Source organism: Bradyrhizobium sp. SZCCHNS1022 (genome assembly GCF_032484835.1).
In the GTDB taxonomy this organism is placed as follows: domain Bacteria; phylum Pseudomonadota; class Alphaproteobacteria; order Rhizobiales; family Xanthobacteraceae; genus Bradyrhizobium.
Map to the genome: position 1 here is coordinate 101,872 of NZ_JAUETT010000009.1, position 17,969 is coordinate 119,840.

A 17,969-nucleotide genomic window follows, 5' to 3' on the forward strand; every position below is an offset into this window, starting at 1 on the left:
TATCGATGTGGCATGACAACCGCTGAAGAGATCGAAAAGGCCGTGGAACAGCTCGCTCCTGCTGAGCTCGTACGATTTCGGGCGTGGTTTGAGGCGTTTGAGGCGCGCAACTTTGATGCCAGGATCGAGCGCGACGCCCGTGCCGGCAGACTTGATGCGTTGGCGGCGGACGCGCTTGCGGAGCACCGCGCTGGCCGCTCCCGGGACTTGTGAAACACCGCGCCTCCCAGAGGTTCTGGGCGGCGTATGAGGCGCTGCCGTCAGCAGTTCGACGGCTTGCTGATGAGAATTTCGACCTCCTCAAACGTGATCCGCGCCATCCCTCCCTGCATCTCAAGAAGGTCGGTAACTACTGGTCAGTCCGTGTCGGTCTGCAGTACCGGGCGCCCGCAGTCGAAGTCGAGGACGGATTGCTCTGGTTCTGGATCGGCTCGCATGCCGCCTACGACAGGCTGATTGGCTGACTGCCAATTGGCTTTCACCGCCACCACCCCTGATGAAGATTAGGTGCCTTCCAGCGCCCGCCGCAGCCGTCGGACGATGATGCCGCGGGCGCGGTCGTCGGCGGCCTGCTCGATGCGCGCGTTGATGTCGAGCATGAGCTCCGACATGTCGTTGTGCCAGTCCAGCCGGGTGACCGCCTCCGGCGCGAGCCGGCGGCGGTGGGCGACGTCGAGCGGCATCGGCACCGCGGTTGTGAGCTCATAGACGTCGTCGAGCAGCGGCTCGAACAGTTTCGCCGAGGGAAGGATCCGCTCGGCCACACGCGCCGCGAGCCCGGAAATCGCGGCGTCTTCGCCATGGACCAGGAACAGGCCGCGGCCGATGGGACGGCGCGCCGCGATCCAGCGCGCGACCTCGGCGCTGTCCGCATGACCGGAATAGTCGTCCAGCATGCGGATGCGCGCGGCGACCCTGATCTCCTCGCCCTGGATGCGTACCGCCTTGACGCCGTCCTGCAGGAAGCGGCCGAGCGTGCCGCGCGCCTGATAGCCGACCAGGAGCACGGTGGCATGGCTGTTCCAGAGCCAGCGCTTCAGGTGATGACGGATGCGGCCCGCATCGCACATGCCGCTTGCGGCGATGATGATGTGGAAGCCGGTGAGTTTCGCGATCGCCTTGCTTTCGTCGACCGTCTCGGTGAAGCGCAGATGCGGCGAGGAGAGCAGGCGGCTGACATCGATGCTGCTGTCGAGGCTTGCGGCATGCTGCCGGAACACCTCGGTGGCACGGATCGCCAGCGGCGAGTCCAGGAAGATCGGAGCCGGCGCGATCGCGCCGCTGTCCATGAGCGCGACGAGATCGACGATCAGCTCCTGGGTGCGCTCGACCGCGAAGGCCGGGATCAGCAGCGCGCCCTTCGCCGCCGCGGCGTCGCGCACCTCCGCGGCGAGCCGCTCGCGCCGCAGCTCCGGCGTCGTGCGCTCGCGGGTGCGGTCGCCATAGGTGGATTCCGAGAGGACGTAGTCGAACCCCGCCGGCGCCTGCGGATCGGGCTGCAGCAGCTTGGCATCGGGGCCGATGTCGCCTGACACGAGCAGCCGTAGCGGTGAGCCCTCAGCGCCTTCACCCGCAATCTCGATCTCGATCGAGGCGGAGCCGAGCAGGTGGCCGGCATTCCAGTAGCGGGCTCGCACACCGGGGATGACGTCGGTCCAGCTTTCATAGTCGACCGCTTGGAAGGCGCGCATCGCAGCCACCGCGTCGGCCTGGGTATAGATCGGGCTCACCTCGGGACGGCCGCGCGCGGCGTTGCGGCGGTTGAGTGCGAGCACCTCCTGTTCCTGAATGTTGCCGGCGTCCGGCAGCATGTAGGAGCAGAGATCGATGGTGCCGCGCGTCGCGAGGATGCGTCCGCGGAAGCCGTCCTTCACCAGCTTCGGGACCAGGCCGCTGTGGTCGATATGGGCGTGCGTCAGCAGCACGGCGTCGATGTCGGATGGACGGAACGGGAAGTCGCCGTAGTTCAACTCCTTGAGCGTTTTCTGGCCCTGGAACAGGCCGCAATCGACGAGAAAACGACCGGCATCCGTTTGCAGGAGATAGCAGGCGCCGGTCACGGTGTGCGCCGCGCCGCAAAACCGCAATGTGACGCTCATAATTTGCGCTCCGAATCGTCGCTCGCCATCACCGTGTGCCGCCGTCGAGGAACGGCGACGGACCCAGCGTATAGCCGTCGGCCGCCTTGGCCGCCGCGGCGGCGAGATCATGCTCCGAGGGATCGCAGGTGAACACGCGATAAAGCGGCTCGCCCTGCTGGACACTGTCGCCGATCTTCTTGAACAGGCGGATGCCGGCTCCCTTGTTGATCGGGGCGCCGGCCGTGCGCGCCAGCCGGTTGAGCTGCAGGCAATCGATCGCGCTGATGACGCCGTCGCGCTCGGCCTTGACGTCGAAGGCAAGATCGCCGAGCCGGCTCTGGCATTCCGGCGGCCCCTGCGCGTCGATGATCTTCTGCATCTGCTTCATGGCCGCGCCGCTGTCGAGCAGGTCGCGCGCGCGACCGTAGCCGGCGCCGCCGCGCAATTGCGGGTCGTATTCGAGCAGATGCGCGGCCAGCCGCAGCGACTTCTCGCGCAGATCGGCCGGCGCCGCCGGGTCATTGGCGAGGACCGCCATCACGTCTCTCGCCTCCAACACCGGACCGATCCCGTTGCCGATCGGCTGGCGGCCATCGGTCGTGATCACCTCGACCGCGATGCCGAAGCGGCCCCCGACGAACTCGAACAGCTTGCGCAGCCGCATCGCCTCCGCGCCGCTGGTCAGCTTGGCGGTCGGCCCGACCGGCAGGTCGACCAACAGATGCGTGGAGCCGGCGGCAAGCTTCTTGGACATGATCGAGGCGACCATCTGCTCGCGGGTGTCCAGGCTAAGCGGACGCTCGACCGAGATCAGGATGTCATCCGCCGGCGACAGGTTCACGTGACCGCCCCAGATCAGGCAGCCGTTGCAGGCGGCGACGATCGATTTCATTTCCTCGGCGCTGACATTGACCCGTGCAAGCACTTCCATCGTGTCGGCGGTCCCGGCCGGCGATGTGATCGCCCGCGATGATGTCTTCGGGATCGGGAGGCCATGGGCGGCGACGATCGGCACCACGACCATCGATGTGCGGTTGCCCGGAATGCCGCCGATGCAATGCTTGTCGACGACGATGGGCGCGTTCCATTTCAGCTGCGTGCCGGCGCTGGCCATGGCGCCGGTCAATGCCAGCAGTTCGCCCGAGGTCATGAAGCTCGCGGAGCCGATCAGGAAGGCTGCGATCTCCATGTCCGAGTAGCGGTAATGGCAGAGGTCCTCAATGACGGAGGCAATGGCCTTGTCGCTGAAGGTCTCACCGCGGATCTTGGCGCGGACGGCTTCCAGGCTCTCGGGAGGTGTAGCGGGCGAAACGCTCGCGAGGGTGCCGACCGGCTCGGCAAAGCGGCGCAGCGCTGGTTCGGACAGGCCGATTTCGTCGGGCCCGACCAGGCCGTCATCGTCCGTGATCAGGAGCGTGGCGAGCAGGACGCGCGAATTGCAGCGCAGCTCGACGCGGCTGAAGCCGCGGAAGACCTCGGGCCGCAGCGCCCTGGACCGGCGTGAAATCACCACGACGTTTTCGCGCCCCGTATCCAGGGCGACGCTTCGGATGCGGAGCTGCGGGCGTGAGGTATCGGGAGCGGTCATGGGCCACAAATTGGATCGGGAACGTCATCCATAAGCCACTGGTTCGAGACGCCTTTGACCCAGATCATGCAGGTGCGATCGGCGTGCGGATGTCGCGGAATCTTGGCAATATTGGCCGGTCTATTCGATCGAATTAACCTATTTTTCAACCCGATCTCCGAGGGTCCATCGACTCGAAGCCCCTTCATTTGTACGTCCCAGAATGACGTAAGACGATTTTGACCCGCCGACCGGAGCCTGGCATGCGCGAGATGATTGCGAAGTTCTTCGAGGATCGGGCCGCTGCCACTTCGATCGAGTATGCGATCATTGCTGGGATGCTCAGCATCGTCATTCTGGCCGCCGTCAACGGCATGGGCACGACGCTGAGCGGCAAGTTCTCCTCGGTCAACAGCTCGCTCAAGTAAGGGTCCGGCGACTCGCGGCGAGAGGAGGGACCTCAGCTGGCCTTCCTGGTTCGCGTCGTGCTGCGGACCGGTTTTTCGGACTTTTTCGTCTCCTGCTTCTCGGCCTGCTTCTCTGTTTCCTTGGCCTTCTTGCCGCTGATCGGCAGCAGCATCTCGCGCTGACCTTCGACCCGCTTCTTCGTCCGCTTGGCCTTGGACTTCGCAACGGGCGTTTCCTTGGGCGCTGCGACCGCCGCCGCTTGGTCTGTGCCGGCGAGGCTGCGCTTGAGCGCATCCATCAGGTTGATGACATTGCCGCTGGTCTTGGGCGCCGCCTTGGCCGTGATCGTCATACCGCTGCGCTTCTTGTTGATCAGGTCGATCAGCGCCGTCTCGTAATGATCCTCGAACTTCTCCGGTTCGAAATCGGCCGACTTCCGCTCGACGATGTGCTTGGCGAGATCGAGCATGTCCTTGGTGATCTTCACATCCTGGATGTCGTCGAAATAGTCCTGCTCATTGCGAACCTCGTAGGGGTAGCGCAGCAGCGTCCCCATCAGCCCTTTGCCGAGCGGCTCCAACGCAATGATGTGTTCGCGGTTGGTCAGCACGATGCGGCCGATTGCAACCTTGTTCATGCTGCTGATGGTCTCGCGGATCACGGCGAAGGCGTCATGGCCGACCTTGCCGTCGGGGACCAGGTAATAGGGGCGGATCAGATAGCGATTGTCGATCTCGCTGCGTGGCACGAACTCGTCGATCTCGATCGTATGGGTGGATTCCAGCGCGACGTCCTCGAGCTCGTCCTTGGTCACCTCGATATAGGTATCGGTGTCGACCTTGTAGCCCTTGACGATGTCCTCGTTGGCGACCTCTTCGCCGGTCTCCGCGTCGACCTTGGAATATTTGATCCGGTGGCCGGTCTTACGGTTGATCTGGTTGAACGCGACCTTTTCGGATTCCGACGTCGCCGGATATAGCGCGACCGGACAGGTCACGAGCGACAGGCGCAGAAAACCCTTCCAATTGGCGCGCGGGGCCATGACCTACTCCGAACTGGGTGACTCCAAACTCGACGATTTGACCGATCGCAGCAGTGACGGTCCGAAAGGATAACACCGAGCCCCCCGGATTCAAGCAAGGCGGAAAGCCGAATTTTGCATCGGCGTTAACCGGTCGTCGCAGGCCGCCGTGGCCCGGAACGTCATCTGGCATGGGACGTTGCACCGGGCATAACGACGAAAATCGCCTTTTGCTGATACACCTTGCAGATACCATGGAGCTGAGCGTCATGGCCACGAGACGACAGTCGCAGATCGTCGAAACCCCAACCGAGGCCCGGCAGGGCGAGCCTGGTCCGTCGGTTTTCGCGATGCTGGCCATTTCGACCGGACTGGCTTTGTTGATCCTCGGCCTGATCTGGTTCGTGTTCTTCCACACCTGAGCGAGCAGGCGGCGGCGTCGGGCTACCGGCGCTGCCGCATGTGGCATCCGCCAGCCGGCAGCCGGGGCGGGTGCAAGCCCAAGCCCAATAGAGCGCAAGTTGGCGTCCGGAACCTCGCCCCTTGCGATCTGAGCCCCGTCGCGCAGTGCGCCGTCGGCACCTCACCCAGGGTGCGGGCTTCCCCAATGCCTCATCCAACGTCTATACCCTCCAATATCTTTGCACGCTGGCCGGGCCGAACCTGCGCTGCGGCTTTGATGACCAAAAAGTAAGGTCGGCGACACGGTTCCGTTCATGGACGGTTCACGGCGTTCCGGCTCATCTTGAAGGCACGAAATCGTGCAGTTCACCTCTGGAGGCAAGCGTGCGCCTGCTCGTTGTCGAGGACGACCCGGATCTCAATCGCCAGCTCACGGCGGCGCTGACCGATGCGGGTTACGTGGTCGATCGCGCCTTCGATGGTGAAGAAGGTCACTATCTGGGCGACAGCGAGCCCTACGATGCCATCGTGCTCGATATCGGCCTGCCCAAGATGGACGGCATTTCGGTGCTGGAGGCCTGGCGTCGCAACGGTCGCTCGATGCCGGTGTTGATTCTCACCGCGCGCGATCGCTGGAGCGACAAGGTCCAGGGCTTCGATGCGGGCGCCGACGATTATGTCGCCAAGCCGTTTCATATGGAGGAGGTGCTGGCGCGCATCCGCGCGCTGTTGCGGCGCTCTGCCGGCCATGCCCAGAGCGAGCTGACCTGCGGCCCGGTGACCCTCGACACCCGCACCAACAAGGTCACGGTCTCCGGCAATCCGGTCAAGATGACCTCGCACGAGTACCGCCTGTTGCAATATCTGATGCACCATGTCGGCCGCGTGGTGTCGCGCAGCGAGCTGGTCGAACATCTTTACGACCAGGACTTCGACCGCGACTCAAACACGATCGAGGTGTTCGTCGGCCGCATCAGAAAGAAGCTCGACGTCGACGTGATCCAGACCGTGCGCGGTCTCGGCTATCTCCTGACCCCGCCGCCATCCTCGCCGAGCAGCTGAGCCGGGCGCGAGCGGCCTGCCGTCGCGGGTGGCCGAACACGAGACCTTCCGCTAATTTGCCGCCATGCGCCAAAGTTCGCTCGCCACCCGGCTGTTCCTGTCCGCGACCGCGTGGCTCGTGGTGATCCTCGCGATCACCGGGATCGTGCTGTCGTCGGTCTACCGCAACGCCACCGAACGGGCCTTCGATCGCCGTCTCAACCTTTATCTCCGCACCTTGATCGCGGAAGTGGCGACTCCCGACGACCCGCCGGACCGCCAGTTCCAGTCCTTGGGCGAGCCGCTGTTCGAGCTGCCGCTGTCCGGCTGGTACTGGCAGATCACGCGCACGGATAGCGACAAGCCGGACGTGCGCGCCTCGCGCTCGCTGTGGGACAAGAAACTGCCGAAGCTGGAGGACGAGGGCATCGAGCTGTCCGCGGCCGGCATTCGGATCGGCTATGTCGAAGGGCCCGAGAACCAGGAGCTGCGCATGGTCGAGCGTCCGGTCGATCTCGGCGCGGACGGCAAGTTCCTGGTCAGCGTCGCCGGCGACGCCTCGGAGATCTTCGACGAGACCAGGAGCTTCGACTATTACCTCGGCGGCACGTTCACCGCGCTCGGCATCGTGCTGCTGCTCACCACGCTGTTTCAGGTCCGTTATGGCCTCGCGCCCTTGAAGCGGATTTCGGAAGGCATTGCCGACATCCGATCCGGGCGGGCGGAGCGGCTGGAGGGCGAGTTTCCGGTCGAGATCGCGCCGCTGGCGCGCGAGACCAATGCGCTGCTGGACGCCAACCGGGAGATCGTCGAGCGTGCCCGCACCCATGTCGGCAATCTCGCCCATGCGATCAAGACGCCGCTGTCGGTGATCGTAAACGAAGCCGCCGTGCATCGTGCCGATCCGTTCGCGACCAAGGTGATGGAGCAGGCCGATGTGATGCGCGACCAGGTCGCTCATCATCTCGAGCGGGCGCGGCTGGCGGCGCGCGTCACCATCGTCGGCACGGTCACCGAGGTGGCGCCGACGATCGAGGCACTCAGGCGAACCATGGAAAAGATCCATCGCGAGCGCGGCATCGTGGTGGAGGCGACCGCCGATCCGCAGGCCAGGTTTCGCGGCGAACGGCAGGACCTCGAAGAGATGGCCGGCAACCTGGTCGACAATGCCTGCAAATGGGCGACCTCGCGGGTCTCGATCGAAGCCGCGCTCATGCCGCCCGCGCAAGCAGGGGCCGCTCCGATGCTGCGGATCGTCGTCGACGATGACGGGCGCGGGCTGTCGGCGGCCGAGCGCGCCCAGGTCTCGCGCCGCGGCCAGCGGTTGGACGAGTCCAAGCCGGGCTCCGGGCTGGGGCTGTCGATCGTCAGCGATCTGGCGGCGCTCTATGGCGGGAGTCTGACCCTGTCCGACGCGCCGATCGGCGGCTTGCGGGCCGAGTTGAAGCTGCCGGCGATCTGAGGCCGAGGCCGGCGAAATTTGCCACCCTAAAGGGGTTCTTAACATCGCTCCCCCTATGTTGAGCGGGACGGGGACGCGTTTGGCGCGCCGCCTACGTTGAAATGCATGCCGGCGCATGGGTCAGACAGCTCACGAACGCTTAAGGGACTATCTCGGGCAGCTGCCGCCGCAGGCGCAGGCGCTGCTGATGCGGGAATTCGAGCGTGCGATCGAGCGTGGCCAGGATGTGGCGGTCGCGACACTGGTGCTCGAGCAGTTGCGCAAGGTGATTCGGACCGAGGCTCATGTCGCGTCTGCCAAGCCGGCGCCGGCTGCTGAGCCGCGCGAGAGCGGCGATGCGCCGCGCCGCCTGTTCCGGCCGATCGAGCCGTTTCTGACCGAAGCCAGCGGGGCCGTCAGGCCCGGACAGATCCGCAAGTCCTCGCTGATGCCGGTGTGGCTGTGGCTGGGGCGCGAAGGCGCGCCGGACAAGACCCGTGACTACGAGGACGCCATCTCCGCCCACGGCGAGAATTCACGCGAGGCCGACATGGCCGCGCGGAAGCTGCAGCTCGCGGCTGCCGAGGCGTTGATGAAGCTGGTCGGGCCGAACGCGACCGGCGACCGGCAGCGGGCGCTGGCCCGGATCGGGACGCCGACCGTGATCGAGGACCTGTTGCCGATCGCGCTCGTCCTGCAGAACCGCGAAGCCCTCGACGGCCTCAATGGCCGGCTGCCCGGCATGATCCGCGCCCTCGGCGATTCCCAGATCGCCTCAGTGACCGACGCCATCAACGTGCCCTCGCTGCAGACCCCGCAGATGCTTCCCTTCGCGCTGTCGATGGTGACGCAGCGGCTGGTCGCGCCGTGGCAGATCATCCGCCTTGCGATCAAGATCGCCGCCTCCGACGACGAGATCCGGGTCGCCGCCACGCCCTATGGCGTTGCCGTCACGATGGCGCTGTACGATCTGGCCAATCTCGCCGCGGGACTGCGCGCCGATATCAGGCGCGGCCATTTCGCCAATCTCGGCGACACGTTGAAGACCTTGCACGACGGCGTCCGCGGCCTGCGCACCGAGCTCGATCTGCGCAGCGAATCGACCTGGGGCAAGCAGCTGACCGCGATCCGGGCCGACATCTCCAACGCCTTGCAGTCCGAGATCGACAGTGTCCCGGGCCGCGTCCGGCGCATCCTGCGCCAGCGCGCCGACAAGGACATTCCGCCCGGCGCCGGCGTGGATGGCAGCGAGGTCGAGGAAGTCGCCGCGCTGATCGAGTTCGTCGCGGTCTGCCGCACCTATGCCAGCGAGCTTGCGATCAACGAGGTGACGCTGCGCACCTATTCCGACCTGCAGCAATATGTCGAGAAGGCAACTGAGGCGCTGGTGCAATCGCTGCGCAGCGGCGATGCCAGGGCGCGGGCCTACAGGCAGTCGCAGGTCAACGCCGCGATCAAGTTCTGCGGCGTGCTGTTCGGCCAGGATTATGCCGCGCTGATGAGCCGGGCCGCCGAGAATGCGGCGAGCGGTGAGCGCAAGACTTCACGCGCCGGTTAAGGATTCGTCCACGATAATTAGTACGAGATCGACTGGTACAATTACCGGTTGACCGTCGCGCAGCTTCGCGCGTACGGTCGATTATATCATTTCATTTGTTCATTCGATTACGTCCATGATTTCCATCTTGAATTTCGTCGAGCTCGAGAATCGAGTTGTTGCAGCTACGTATCGCAACCTAATGGTGAAGGCCAAGGTCGTGCTGATCGACGCGAGCGGCGCGCAACTGGCTGATCCCGTCGTCACGATCACCTCGCGGATGCCGGTGGGGGCGGTGCGCATGAGGCTCCCCGAGTCGGTCGGGCCGGGAACCTACTGTCTGATGGCGCTGAACTCGCGGGGCGACGTCGTCGCCAAAAGCTGCGCGTTCGAGGTGGCCTAACTACGTAGTGATCCTGAGTTTTTCGCCTCCGTCTGCCGGGGTACCAAGCGGCCAATTGTGAATTGCCGCAAGGAGCGGCGCTGGCTAAAAGCGGCGCACGGCGCTTGCCGGTGAGCGCCGCCTGGAACTCTGCCCGATGACCCCTTGGTTCGTGTTCGCGCTGATGACGGCCGCGGCGATCTTTGCCGTCCTGTTGCCCCTGGGGCTCGGCGCGCGCAGCGCCGCCGGGCAGGAGGTTGCCGTCTACAAGGATCAGCTGGCGGAAATCGAGCGCGATCTGTCCACCGGGCTGATCGGCAAGACCGAGGCGGAGGCGGCCCGTGTCGAGATCGGCCGCCGCCTGCTTGCGGCCGCAGACCAGGACGAGGCACAGCCGGCCGGCAAGAGCGTCGGCATGCGCCGCACCGCCGCCGTGCTGGCGCTGGTCGGCCTGCCGATCGTCGCGCTCGCGGTCTATCTGCCGCTCGGCTCGCCGCAGCTGCCGGATTTTCCGCTGGCCGCCCGCAACAGCCAGCCGGGCGGCTCCCAGCCGCTGGAGGTGCTGGTGGCGCAGGTCGAGCAGCATCTGCAGTCCAGCCCGACCGACGCGCGGGGCTGGAGCGTGCTGGCCCCAGTGCTGGCCCGACTCGGCCGCTCTGACGACGCAATCCGCGCCTATCGCAACGCCATCACTTACGGCGGCGACAAGGCCGCGCTCCGGGCCGATCTCGGCGAAGTTCTCATCGCGACCGCCGGCGGAGTGGTCACGGCCGACGCCAAGACCGAGCTCGAGCGGGCGCATGCGCTCGACGCCGACGAGCCGAAGGCGAATTATTTCCTGGGCCTTGCGGCCGAGCAGGACGGGCGCAAGGCGGATGCCGCCGCGATCTGGCGGGCGATGCTCGCCAAGGCGCCGGCCGATGCGCCGTGGCGCCCCTTGGTGACGGCCTCGCTCGGCCGCGTCGGCGGCGGCCAGCCTCCGGCGGGCCAACCTCCTGCGGGCGTCGAGGCCCCGGCGCTGCCCGCCGAGGCCATGGCGGCGGCCAAGAACATGAAAGAGGGCGATCGCGAGGCGATGATCCGTGGCATGGTGGATCGCCTCGCCACCCGCTTGAAGCAGAACGGGGACGACGTTGACGGATGGTTGCGGCTGGTGCGCGCCTATATGGTGATGGGCGATCTCGACAAGGCCAGGAGCGCATTGTCGGATGCCCGCCAGGCGGTCGCCAACGACGAGACGCGTTTGCGGCAGCTCAACGAGGGCGCCAAGACGTTCGGGTTGGATGGATGAGCAGGGGGCTCCCTGCGGTCAGGATGACGGGATGACGCGGAAACAAAGGCGGTTGACGATCATCGGCGGCGCGCTCGCCGTGCTTGCGGTTGCGGCGGCGCTGGTGCTCAGCGCGCTGCGCGATTCCATCGTGTTCTTCTCGACCCCGACCATGGTCGCGGAAAAGCATGTCGCGCCCGGCACGCGTTTCCGGCTCGGCGGCCTGGTGCAGCCGGGCTCGCTGGTCCGCGGTCAGGACCTCGCGGTAACCTTCGAGGTCGCCGACGGCGGCGCCAAGCTCCCCGTCTCCTACAAAGGCATTCTGCCGGACCTGTTCCGCGAAGGGCAGGGCGTGATCGCCGAAGGCGCGCTCGATGCCGGCGGCGTGTTCAAGGCCGACACCGTGCTCGCCAAGCATGACGAGACCTACATGCCCAAGGAGGTCGCCGACGCCTTGAAGAAGCAGGGGCACTGGAAGGACGATTACGGCAAGCCGCGCCCGGCCAAGCCCGGCCCGGTCTCGATGCGCGACGGCGCCGAGCGCAGCGCGACGGCCACGGCGACGGGAGCGACGGAGTGATCGCCGAGAGCGGACATTATGCGCTGGTGCTGGCGCTGGGCCTTGCCCTGATCCAATCCGTCGTGCCGTTGATCGGGGCGCGCCTGCGCGATCCGGCGCTGATGAACGTCGCGCGCGCCGCCGCCCTGGCGCAGCTGGTGTTTGCCGGCGGCTCGTTCGTGGCGCTGGTCACGCTGCACGTGATCTCGGACTTCTCCGTCGCCAACGTGTTCGAGAACTCGCATTCGATGAAGCCGCTGATCTACAAGATCACCGGCGTCTGGGGCAACCACGAGGGCTCGATGCTGTTGTGGGTGTCGATCCTGGCGCTGTTCGGCGGCCTGGTCGCAGCCTTCGGCAACAATCTGCCACTGTCGTTGCGGGCGCGGGCGCTCGCGGTGCAGGCCTGGATCGCCAGCGCCTTCTATCTGTTCATCCTGACCACTTCGAACCCGTTCGCGCGGCTGGCTAATCCGCCGCTCGAGGGCCGCGATCTCAATCCCATCCTGCAGGACATCGGCCTCGCCGTGCATCCGCCGATGCTCTATCTCGGCTATGTCGGCTTCTCGATCTCGTTCTCCTTCGCCATCGCCGCCTTGCTCGAGGGCCGGATCGACGCCGCCTGGGCGCGCTGGGTGCGGCCCTGGACCTTGCTGGCCTGGATCTTCCTCACCCTCGGCATCGCGATGGGCTCCTATTGGGCCTATTACGAGCTCGGCTGGGGCGGCTGGTGGTTCTGGGATCCGGTCGAGAACGCCTCGCTGATGCCCTGGCTGGCCGGCACCGCGCTGTTGCATTCGGCGCTGGTGATGGAAAAGCGCAACGCGCTGAAGGTCTGGACCATCCTGCTCTCGATCCTGACGTTCTCGCTGTCCCTGCTCGGCACTTTCCTGGTGCGCTCGGGCGTGTTGACCTCGGTGCATGCCTTCGCCACCGACCCGACCCGCGGCGTGTTCATCCTGCTGATCCTCTGCGTCTTCATCGGCGGCAGCCTGACCCTGTTCGCGGGACGGGCGTCGTCGCTGAAGCAGGGCGGGTTGTTCGCGCCGATCTCGCGCGAGGGCGCGCTGGTGCTCAACAATCTGCTGCTGACCACGGCCTGTGCCACCGTGTTCGTGGGCACGCTCTATCCGCTCGCGCTGGAGGTGCTCACCGGCGAGAAGATCTCGGTCGGTGCGCCGTTCTTCAACCTCACCTTCGGTCCCTTGTTCGTGCCGCTTCTGGTCGCCGTCCCGTTCGGGCCGATGCTGGCCTGGAAGCGCGGCGACCTCGTCGGCGCCGCCCAGCGCCTGCTGGCGGCCGGCATCGCGGCCCTGGTTGCGGTCGCCATCGCCTGGGCCTGGGCCCGCGGCGGCAGTGCGCTGGCCCCGCTGGCGATCGGGCTTGCGATCTTCGTCATCGCCGGCGCCGCGGTCGATCTCGCCGAGCGCCTCGGCCTGTTCCGGCTGCCGGCAAGGATCTCGCTGCATCGGGCGCGCGGCCTGCCGCGGGCGATGTGGGGCACCGCCTTCGCCCATGCCGGGCTCGGCGTCGCGCTGATCGGCGTGGTCTGCGAGACCACCTGGAACAGCGAATTCATCGGCACGCTGCGCCCGGGCGACGTCCGGGGGCTGGCGGGCTACGAGCTCAAATTCGACGGCATGTCGCAGCGGCAGGGGCCGAACTACAACGAGGTCGTCAGCAAGTTCACGGTGAGCCTCGATGGCAAGCCCATCGGCGTGATGGCGCCGTCCAAGCGCAGCTTCACCACGCGCGGGATGTCGACGAGCGAGGCCGCGCTGATGACGCGCGGCGTCAGCCAGCTCTATCTCTCGCTCGGTGATGCCACCCCCGACGGCGGCATCGCCGTGCGCGCCTATCACAAGCCGCTGGTGGCGCTGATCTGGTTCGGTCCGGTGCTGATGGCGTTCGGCGGCATGTTGTCGCTGTCCGACCGCCGCCTGCGCGTCGGCGCTCCGCAGCCTGCGCGCGGCCTGCGCGGGCTTCAGCCGGCGGAGTAGGGCGATGCGGCGACTTCTCAGCGCAGCTGTTCTGTTGCTCGCCCTGGCGATATCGCCGGCGGTGCACGCCGTGCAGCCGGACGAGATCATGGCCGATCCGGCCAAGGAGGCGCGCGCGCGCAACCTGTCGCGCGAATTGCGCTGCATGGTCTGCCAGAACCAGTCGATCGACGATTCCGAGGCGCCGCTGGCGCGCGACCTCAGGCTCCTGGTGCGCGAGCGCATCGCCGCCGGCGACAACGACAACCAGGTGATCGATTTCCTGGTGGCCCGCTACGGCCAGTTCGTCCTCTTGAAGCCGCGCTTCGAGCGGGAGACGCTGCTGCTCTGGCTGCTGCCGCCGCTGGTATTGCTGGGTGGCGGCCTCGCGCTGTGGCTGCAGGTGAGGCGGCGGGGACGGCGCGCAGGCGCCTCCGCACCGGGGCTCAGCGCGGAGGAGGAGGCGCGGCTGGCCGCGCTGATGTCGGCCGAGTCGCCGCCGCCGGCGGCGTGAACGGTATTTTCGTGGAAATATAACGGCGCTGCAGCCTGTCCATCCGCATTCGCCACGGGATGGAGCTTACCGCTTATTTTACCTTTCTCTGAAACTTTGCTGGCAGTCCTTCCCTGTGGTGACTGAGCAAAGCCGATGTTCTCGAACAGCAATCTGACGATCCGCGTCCTGGTGGGAGGCGTCGTGGCGTCTCTTCTGTTCCTGCTGGCGATCGGCGGCGGCACCGGCTTCATCGCGGTGCTCTACCTCAACAATCACATCACCAGCCTGTCGTCGGATTTCGCCGCCTTGAGCGGACCGGCCCGCGACCACGCCATGCTGATCTATCAGCAGGCGCAATCGGCCTTCTCCTATTTTCTCCTCGCCTGCGCCGTCATAGCCGTGTTCGCCAGCATCGTGTGCCTTGCGACCTATGCGGCCGTGCAGAACGGCATCCTGCGCCCGCTCGCCGCGATGGTGAGCGCGATGCGTGACGTCGCCGACCAGAAGTTCGACACCCGCATTCCCGGCCTTGGCCTCTCCAACGAGATCGGCCTGCTCGCGGGCGCGCTGGAAGTGTTCAAGACCAACGGCATGGAGCGGCAGCGCCTGGCCGAGCGCGAACGGCAGGAGGCGCAGCGCCAGGGCGAGCGCTCGCGCTATCTCGGCGGTCGCATCGAGACCTTCAACGACATGGTGGCTGGTGTCGTCGGCAGCGTCGCGTCCTCGGCGATCAGGCTGAAGAGCAACGCGGAGACGCTGTCGCGCGCCGCCAACGACACCTCGACCAAGGCCAACGCGGTGGCCGCTGCGGCCAGCCACGCCAATCGCAGCGTGCAGACGGTCGCGGGCTCGACCGAGGAGATGACGCAGTCGATCGGCACGATCAGCCGGCGCGTCTCCGACGCCACCCAGCGCGCCGAAGGCGCCGCCGCCCAGGCCGAGAAGAGCAAGGACACGATCCACTCGCTGTCCGATGCCGCCGAGAAGATCGGCGCGGTGGTGCAGCTCGTGCAGGCGATCGCCTCGCAGACCAACCTTTTGGCGCTCAACGCCACCATCGAGGCGGCGCGGGCGGGCGAGGCCGGCAAGGGCTTTTCGGTGGTCGCCTCCGAGGTGAAGAACCTCGCCGACCAGACCAGCAAGGCCACCGACGAGATCTCCGCGCATGTCGCCAGCATCCAGGGCATCACCGCCGAGACCCGCGGCGCCATCGACGGCATCTCCACCACGCTGTCGGAGATCAGCGCCATCATGTCCGGCATCGAGGTCGACACCTCGCAGCAGCGCAACGCCACCCAGGACATCTCCAAGAGCGTCCAGGAGGCCGCGCGCGGCACGCTCGACGTCTCCAACCACATCGCCCAGATCACCTCGACCTCGGCCGAAACCGGCAAGATGGCGAGCGACGCCCGCGACGCCGCCGTCGAACTGTCGCAACAGGCCGAGACGCTGAAGCGCGAGGTCGATGCGTTCATCGTCAGTGTGAAGGCGAGCTGAGGGAGACGCGCGCTCCGCACTCCGCTGTCATCCCCACGTGGATGAGTCGTTGCGAGGAGCCGTAGGGTGGGCAAAGGCGCATTGCAGCGCTGCCTGTCCCATTCGCGGTGTCAGAAGGCGCCGTGCCCACCGTTTGGAGTTCGCAACTGGGTGGTGGGCACGCTTCGCTTTGCCCACCCTACGACTGCTAAATGCCGGACTGTATCGGATAGGGCAGGGCCAACTCTCATACGACATGCCCGTCGGGCAAATCGAGTAGGTAGGGCGGATTAGCGCAGCGTAATCCGCCATCGTCGAGCGACAACGCTGCGCGACGGCTTACGCCTGCGGCTAAGCCGCCCTACGGGCTGACGGTTCTTTCCTCGTACTGCCACAGGTCATCCTCGGAATGCCTGTCACTGAAATTATCGTGTCTCACTTCAGGGGTGCAGTCCAGGAGTGTCACCGTAATTTCACGTAATTTCACCGGCAATTAGCTTGACAATACCGAATAACGGCACAGCCCCAGAGTTGGCCGATGCATTACGAGCCGATCCGAGAAAACACCAATCGATCTGCACTTGAGGGTTGCATTTTGTGAGGTGATTCCCGTCAATAGGCTTCTCTTATTTTAGTCAGAGACTTGGCAGTTGAAGGTCCGCCAATGTTGAATGATCGACAGCTCTCGATGGGTGTGCTGGCCATCGGGGTAGGTGTATTGTGGCTCGCCTACCTCGCATTCCAGCGCCGTCGTCTGCAGGACCCCGCAATCAGCAACGAAGAGGTAGACCGGAATTTCTTCAGACCATTGGCGTATATTGCTCGCCCGGCCACTTATGTCGCTTTGCTCATAGCGGTGTATTCGAACGCGCCTCGCTCGGTCCTGAATATTCCACTGGCAAGTCTTACCCTTGGCGACATCTTCGGATGGCTCGCTTGGGGAGCATTCGGCCTGCTAATATTCTGGAGCGCCTTCAATCCATCGGAAAACGAGGAAACAAAGGACCTCTGGGGGATCTTTGGACTACTGCTCCTATTCTGTGGGTTCATTTACTTCGTGTACATCCGACCGGATTTCATCGCATCGCTGCTAAGGTGAGCGCTATTCGGTTAGGCTATAATGTTGCACCAAACTGCAGCGCGAAACCTAGAAACATGAAGAACAGGCCGCATATCGCAATTCTACGATATGTGATTTTGGTTAGGGCCGCCTCGATCCACACTCGTGTATATGGCCGTCCATCAGGCGAGAGTGTGCTTCCTTGAAGACGTCTTGTGCCTTTGCTATCCGAATTGGGTTGGGGAAGGCTCCATATAAATACGAGCACTGCGCCAACCATGTTGAGTAGCAGTCCGGCTTGGTTCAGCAAAGTTGCCCAGCTGTACATGCGGTTCACGCTTCAGCGCCCGTTGCATCGATGCTCAGTCATTCGCTCTCAATTGAGCAGCACCGCGCGAACTTAGCACGAAAGCTCCGGAACGTCTGCAGGGCTTGGCTGTCTCCGCAGGCTTCGACCGTCTTGGATGGGGACACCGTAACGAGACGCCGCAATAATACAGAAATATCGTCTCAGCAGGATCCAATCCCAAAATATAAGACATAACAGCCTCGGCTTGGACCTTGACGAGATACGAGAGCCACCGGGTGACTACCAAACGCTATTCAAAAATGAATCGGAGGGATTCCGAAAAGGCCGGCAGTATAAAATCTGAATGGACGTACGGGAATTCGGTAGGGCAAAGCCAAGAATAACTCGCTAACTCGTTTGCCCGCCAGGCAAACCACCTCCGCCTTCTCCATCCTCGTCAAGCCCTTCGGAAAAACATAAATCGCTTGGCGCCTTCCCCAAATCAGTCCTATCCTCCGCCCGTTCCGTTCCGCTGAGGGACGTATCGCGATCGTCACGGACGTTGGCAACGGAATGCGATGGACGCGGGCAGGCCGCAGCGGGTGCGCATGATCCGGAAAAGTGCGAAGCGGTTTTCCGATTCAGATCAGGCGCAATAAAAGCTCGCGGACGAACGGCAGGACGCGGACGTGAAATCGTGTGGTCCTGGCGCCCCGGAGCTGGCGTCAAGTTGGCGACGATGCTTCGCATCGCGCTGATCATGGGGGCAAGAGAGCCGGTCCCCAGGGAGAGCACGTATAAGCGTTAACACCATCGCGCAGGGAAGGCCGGGATGTCTCAGGCCGAACCTGTGGTTCCTGCCCCGTGCATTTCATTCGCACGGGGGCCATGGGGGCGGCGAGCTCCCGGCCTTCCCCATAGGCGTTAAGTTTATGCTTGAGTGTTGGAATCCGCCGTGAT

General features: G+C 65.0%; 17 protein-coding genes. 14 read left to right on the forward strand and 3 right to left on the reverse strand.

Annotated elements, in window-relative coordinates; all coding sequences use genetic code 11:
- Positions 1-12: 12 nt before the first annotated feature.
- Together QX071_RS33725 and QX071_RS33730 are read left to right on the forward strand one after the other, a co-directional pair.
- Complete coding sequence (locus QX071_RS33725; RefSeq protein WP_315707357.1) at positions 13-213, forward strand: hypothetical protein; 201 nt, start codon at positions 13-15, stop codon at positions 211-213.
- Entirely contained in the window at positions 210-464 is a 255-nt protein-coding gene (locus tag QX071_RS33730) for a hypothetical protein (RefSeq protein ID WP_315707358.1), read from the forward strand. Before QX071_RS33725 ends, QX071_RS33730 begins: the two co-directional genes overlap by 4 nt.
- Positions 465-503: 39 nt before the next feature.
- Here QX071_RS33730 and QX071_RS33735 read toward each other — a convergent pair whose 3' ends face one another.
- Together QX071_RS33735 and QX071_RS33740 are read right to left on the reverse strand one after the other, a co-directional pair.
- On the reverse strand, positions 504-2,099 hold the full coding sequence (locus tag QX071_RS33735; protein WP_315707359.1) for an MBL fold metallo-hydrolase: 1,596 nt from the start codon (positions 2,097-2,099) through the stop codon (positions 504-506).
- Positions 2,100-2,127: 28 nt separating this feature from the next.
- Positions 2,128-3,669, reverse strand: coding sequence for a thymidine phosphorylase family protein (locus QX071_RS33740; protein ID WP_315707360.1), 1,542 nt, complete (start codon positions 3,667-3,669; stop codon positions 2,128-2,130).
- Positions 3,670-3,911: 242 nt separating this feature from the next.
- Between QX071_RS33740 and QX071_RS33745 the strand changes: the two genes are divergently transcribed.
- On the forward strand, positions 3,912-4,076 hold the full coding sequence (locus QX071_RS33745) for a Flp family type IVb pilin (RefSeq protein ID WP_315707361.1): 165 nt from the start codon (positions 3,912-3,914) through the stop codon (positions 4,074-4,076).
- Between the two features lie 32 nt (positions 4,077-4,108).
- On the opposite strand, the gene QX071_RS33750 is transcribed toward QX071_RS33745, so the two are convergent.
- A complete protein-coding gene (locus QX071_RS33750; protein WP_315707362.1) occupies positions 4,109-5,098 on the reverse strand; it encodes a Ku protein in 990 nt (329 codons plus the stop codon).
- Between the two features lie 248 nt (positions 5,099-5,346).
- Here QX071_RS33750 and QX071_RS33755 point away from each other — a divergent pair, with 248 nt between their 5' ends.
- The 11 genes from QX071_RS33755 (at position 5,347) to QX071_RS33805 (ending at position 16,759) form a co-directional block, all read left to right on the forward strand.
- Positions 5,347-5,499 carry a hypothetical protein gene (locus tag QX071_RS33755; RefSeq protein ID WP_315707363.1) on the forward strand — a complete coding sequence of 51 codons (153 nt, stop codon included), beginning with the start codon at positions 5,347-5,349 and terminating at the stop codon, positions 5,497-5,499.
- Between the two features lie 364 nt (positions 5,500-5,863).
- Complete coding sequence (locus QX071_RS33760) at positions 5,864-6,541, forward strand: response regulator transcription factor (protein WP_315707364.1); 678 nt, start codon at positions 5,864-5,866, stop codon at positions 6,539-6,541.
- 64 nt (positions 6,542-6,605) lie between these two features.
- A complete protein-coding gene (locus QX071_RS33765) occupies positions 6,606-7,982 on the forward strand; it encodes a sensor histidine kinase (protein WP_315707365.1) in 1,377 nt (458 codons plus the stop codon).
- Positions 7,983-8,097: 115 nt separating this feature from the next.
- The gene (locus QX071_RS33770; protein WP_315707366.1) at positions 8,098-9,519 is read left to right on the forward strand and encodes a hypothetical protein; all 1,422 of its coding nucleotides are present in this window, start codon (positions 8,098-8,100) and stop codon (positions 9,517-9,519) included.
- Between the two features lie 127 nt (positions 9,520-9,646).
- Positions 9,647-9,901 (forward strand): hypothetical protein, encoded by a 255-nt coding sequence (locus tag QX071_RS33775; RefSeq protein ID WP_315707367.1) that lies wholly within the window; start codon positions 9,647-9,649, stop codon positions 9,899-9,901.
- A 136-nt stretch (positions 9,902-10,037) separates the two neighbouring features.
- Positions 10,038-11,171, forward strand: a complete 1,134-nt coding sequence (gene ccmI, locus QX071_RS33780) for a c-type cytochrome biogenesis protein CcmI (protein ID WP_315707368.1) — start codon at positions 10,038-10,040, stop codon at positions 11,169-11,171.
- 31 nt (positions 11,172-11,202) lie between these two features.
- The gene (ccmE, locus tag QX071_RS33785; RefSeq protein ID WP_315707369.1) at positions 11,203-11,730 is read left to right on the forward strand and encodes a cytochrome c maturation protein CcmE; all 528 of its coding nucleotides are present in this window, start codon (positions 11,203-11,205) and stop codon (positions 11,728-11,730) included.
- The gene (locus QX071_RS33790; RefSeq protein WP_315707370.1) at positions 11,727-13,709 is read left to right on the forward strand and encodes a heme lyase CcmF/NrfE family subunit; all 1,983 of its coding nucleotides are present in this window, start codon (positions 11,727-11,729) and stop codon (positions 13,707-13,709) included. Before ccmE ends, QX071_RS33790 begins: the two co-directional genes overlap by 4 nt.
- A 4-nt stretch (positions 13,710-13,713) precedes the next feature.
- Positions 13,714-14,202 carry a cytochrome c-type biogenesis protein gene (locus tag QX071_RS33795; protein WP_315707371.1) on the forward strand — a complete coding sequence of 163 codons (489 nt, stop codon included), beginning with the start codon at positions 13,714-13,716 and terminating at the stop codon, positions 14,200-14,202.
- 135 nt (positions 14,203-14,337) lie between these two features.
- Positions 14,338-15,681 carry a methyl-accepting chemotaxis protein gene (locus QX071_RS33800; protein WP_315707372.1) on the forward strand — a complete coding sequence of 448 codons (1,344 nt, stop codon included), beginning with the start codon at positions 14,338-14,340 and terminating at the stop codon, positions 15,679-15,681.
- Positions 15,682-16,348: 667 nt separating this feature from the next.
- Entirely contained in the window at positions 16,349-16,759 is a 411-nt protein-coding gene (locus tag QX071_RS33805; RefSeq protein WP_315707373.1) for a hypothetical protein, read from the forward strand.
- Positions 16,760-17,969: the final 1,210 nt, after the last annotated feature.

Excerpts from the sequence above, each read along its gene's own strand:
- QX071_RS33735 (WP_315707359.1), bottom strand. The coding sequence starts at position 2,099 with ATGAGCGTCACATTGCGGTTTTGCGGCGCGGCGCACACCGTGACCGGC.
- QX071_RS33770 (WP_315707366.1), top strand. The coding sequence starts at position 8,098 with ATGGGTCAGACAGCTCACGAACGCTTAAGGGACTATCTCGGGCAGCTG.
- QX071_RS33805 (WP_315707373.1), top strand. The coding sequence starts at position 16,349 with ATGGGTGTGCTGGCCATCGGGGTAGGTGTATTGTGGCTCGCCTACCTC.
- QX071_RS33740 (WP_315707360.1), bottom strand. The coding sequence starts at position 3,669 with ATGACCGCTCCCGATACCTCACGCCCGCAGCTCCGCATCCGAAGCGTC.
- QX071_RS33725 (WP_315707357.1), top strand. The coding sequence starts at position 13 with ATGACAACCGCTGAAGAGATCGAAAAGGCCGTGGAACAGCTCGCTCCT.
- QX071_RS33800 (WP_315707372.1), top strand. The coding sequence starts at position 14,338 with ATGTTCTCGAACAGCAATCTGACGATCCGCGTCCTGGTGGGAGGCGTC.
- ccmE (WP_315707369.1), top strand. The coding sequence starts at position 11,203 with ATGACGCGGAAACAAAGGCGGTTGACGATCATCGGCGGCGCGCTCGCC.
- QX071_RS33750 (WP_315707362.1), bottom strand. The coding sequence starts at position 5,098 with ATGGCCCCGCGCGCCAATTGGAAGGGTTTTCTGCGCCTGTCGCTCGTG.
- QX071_RS33765 (WP_315707365.1), top strand. The coding sequence starts at position 6,606 with ATGCGCCAAAGTTCGCTCGCCACCCGGCTGTTCCTGTCCGCGACCGCG.
- QX071_RS33795 (WP_315707371.1), top strand. The coding sequence starts at position 13,714 with ATGCGGCGACTTCTCAGCGCAGCTGTTCTGTTGCTCGCCCTGGCGATA.
- ccmI (WP_315707368.1), top strand. The coding sequence starts at position 10,038 with ATGACCCCTTGGTTCGTGTTCGCGCTGATGACGGCCGCGGCGATCTTT.
- QX071_RS33755 (WP_315707363.1), top strand. The coding sequence starts at position 5,347 with ATGGCCACGAGACGACAGTCGCAGATCGTCGAAACCCCAACCGAGGCC.
- QX071_RS33745 (WP_315707361.1), top strand. The coding sequence starts at position 3,912 with ATGCGCGAGATGATTGCGAAGTTCTTCGAGGATCGGGCCGCTGCCACT.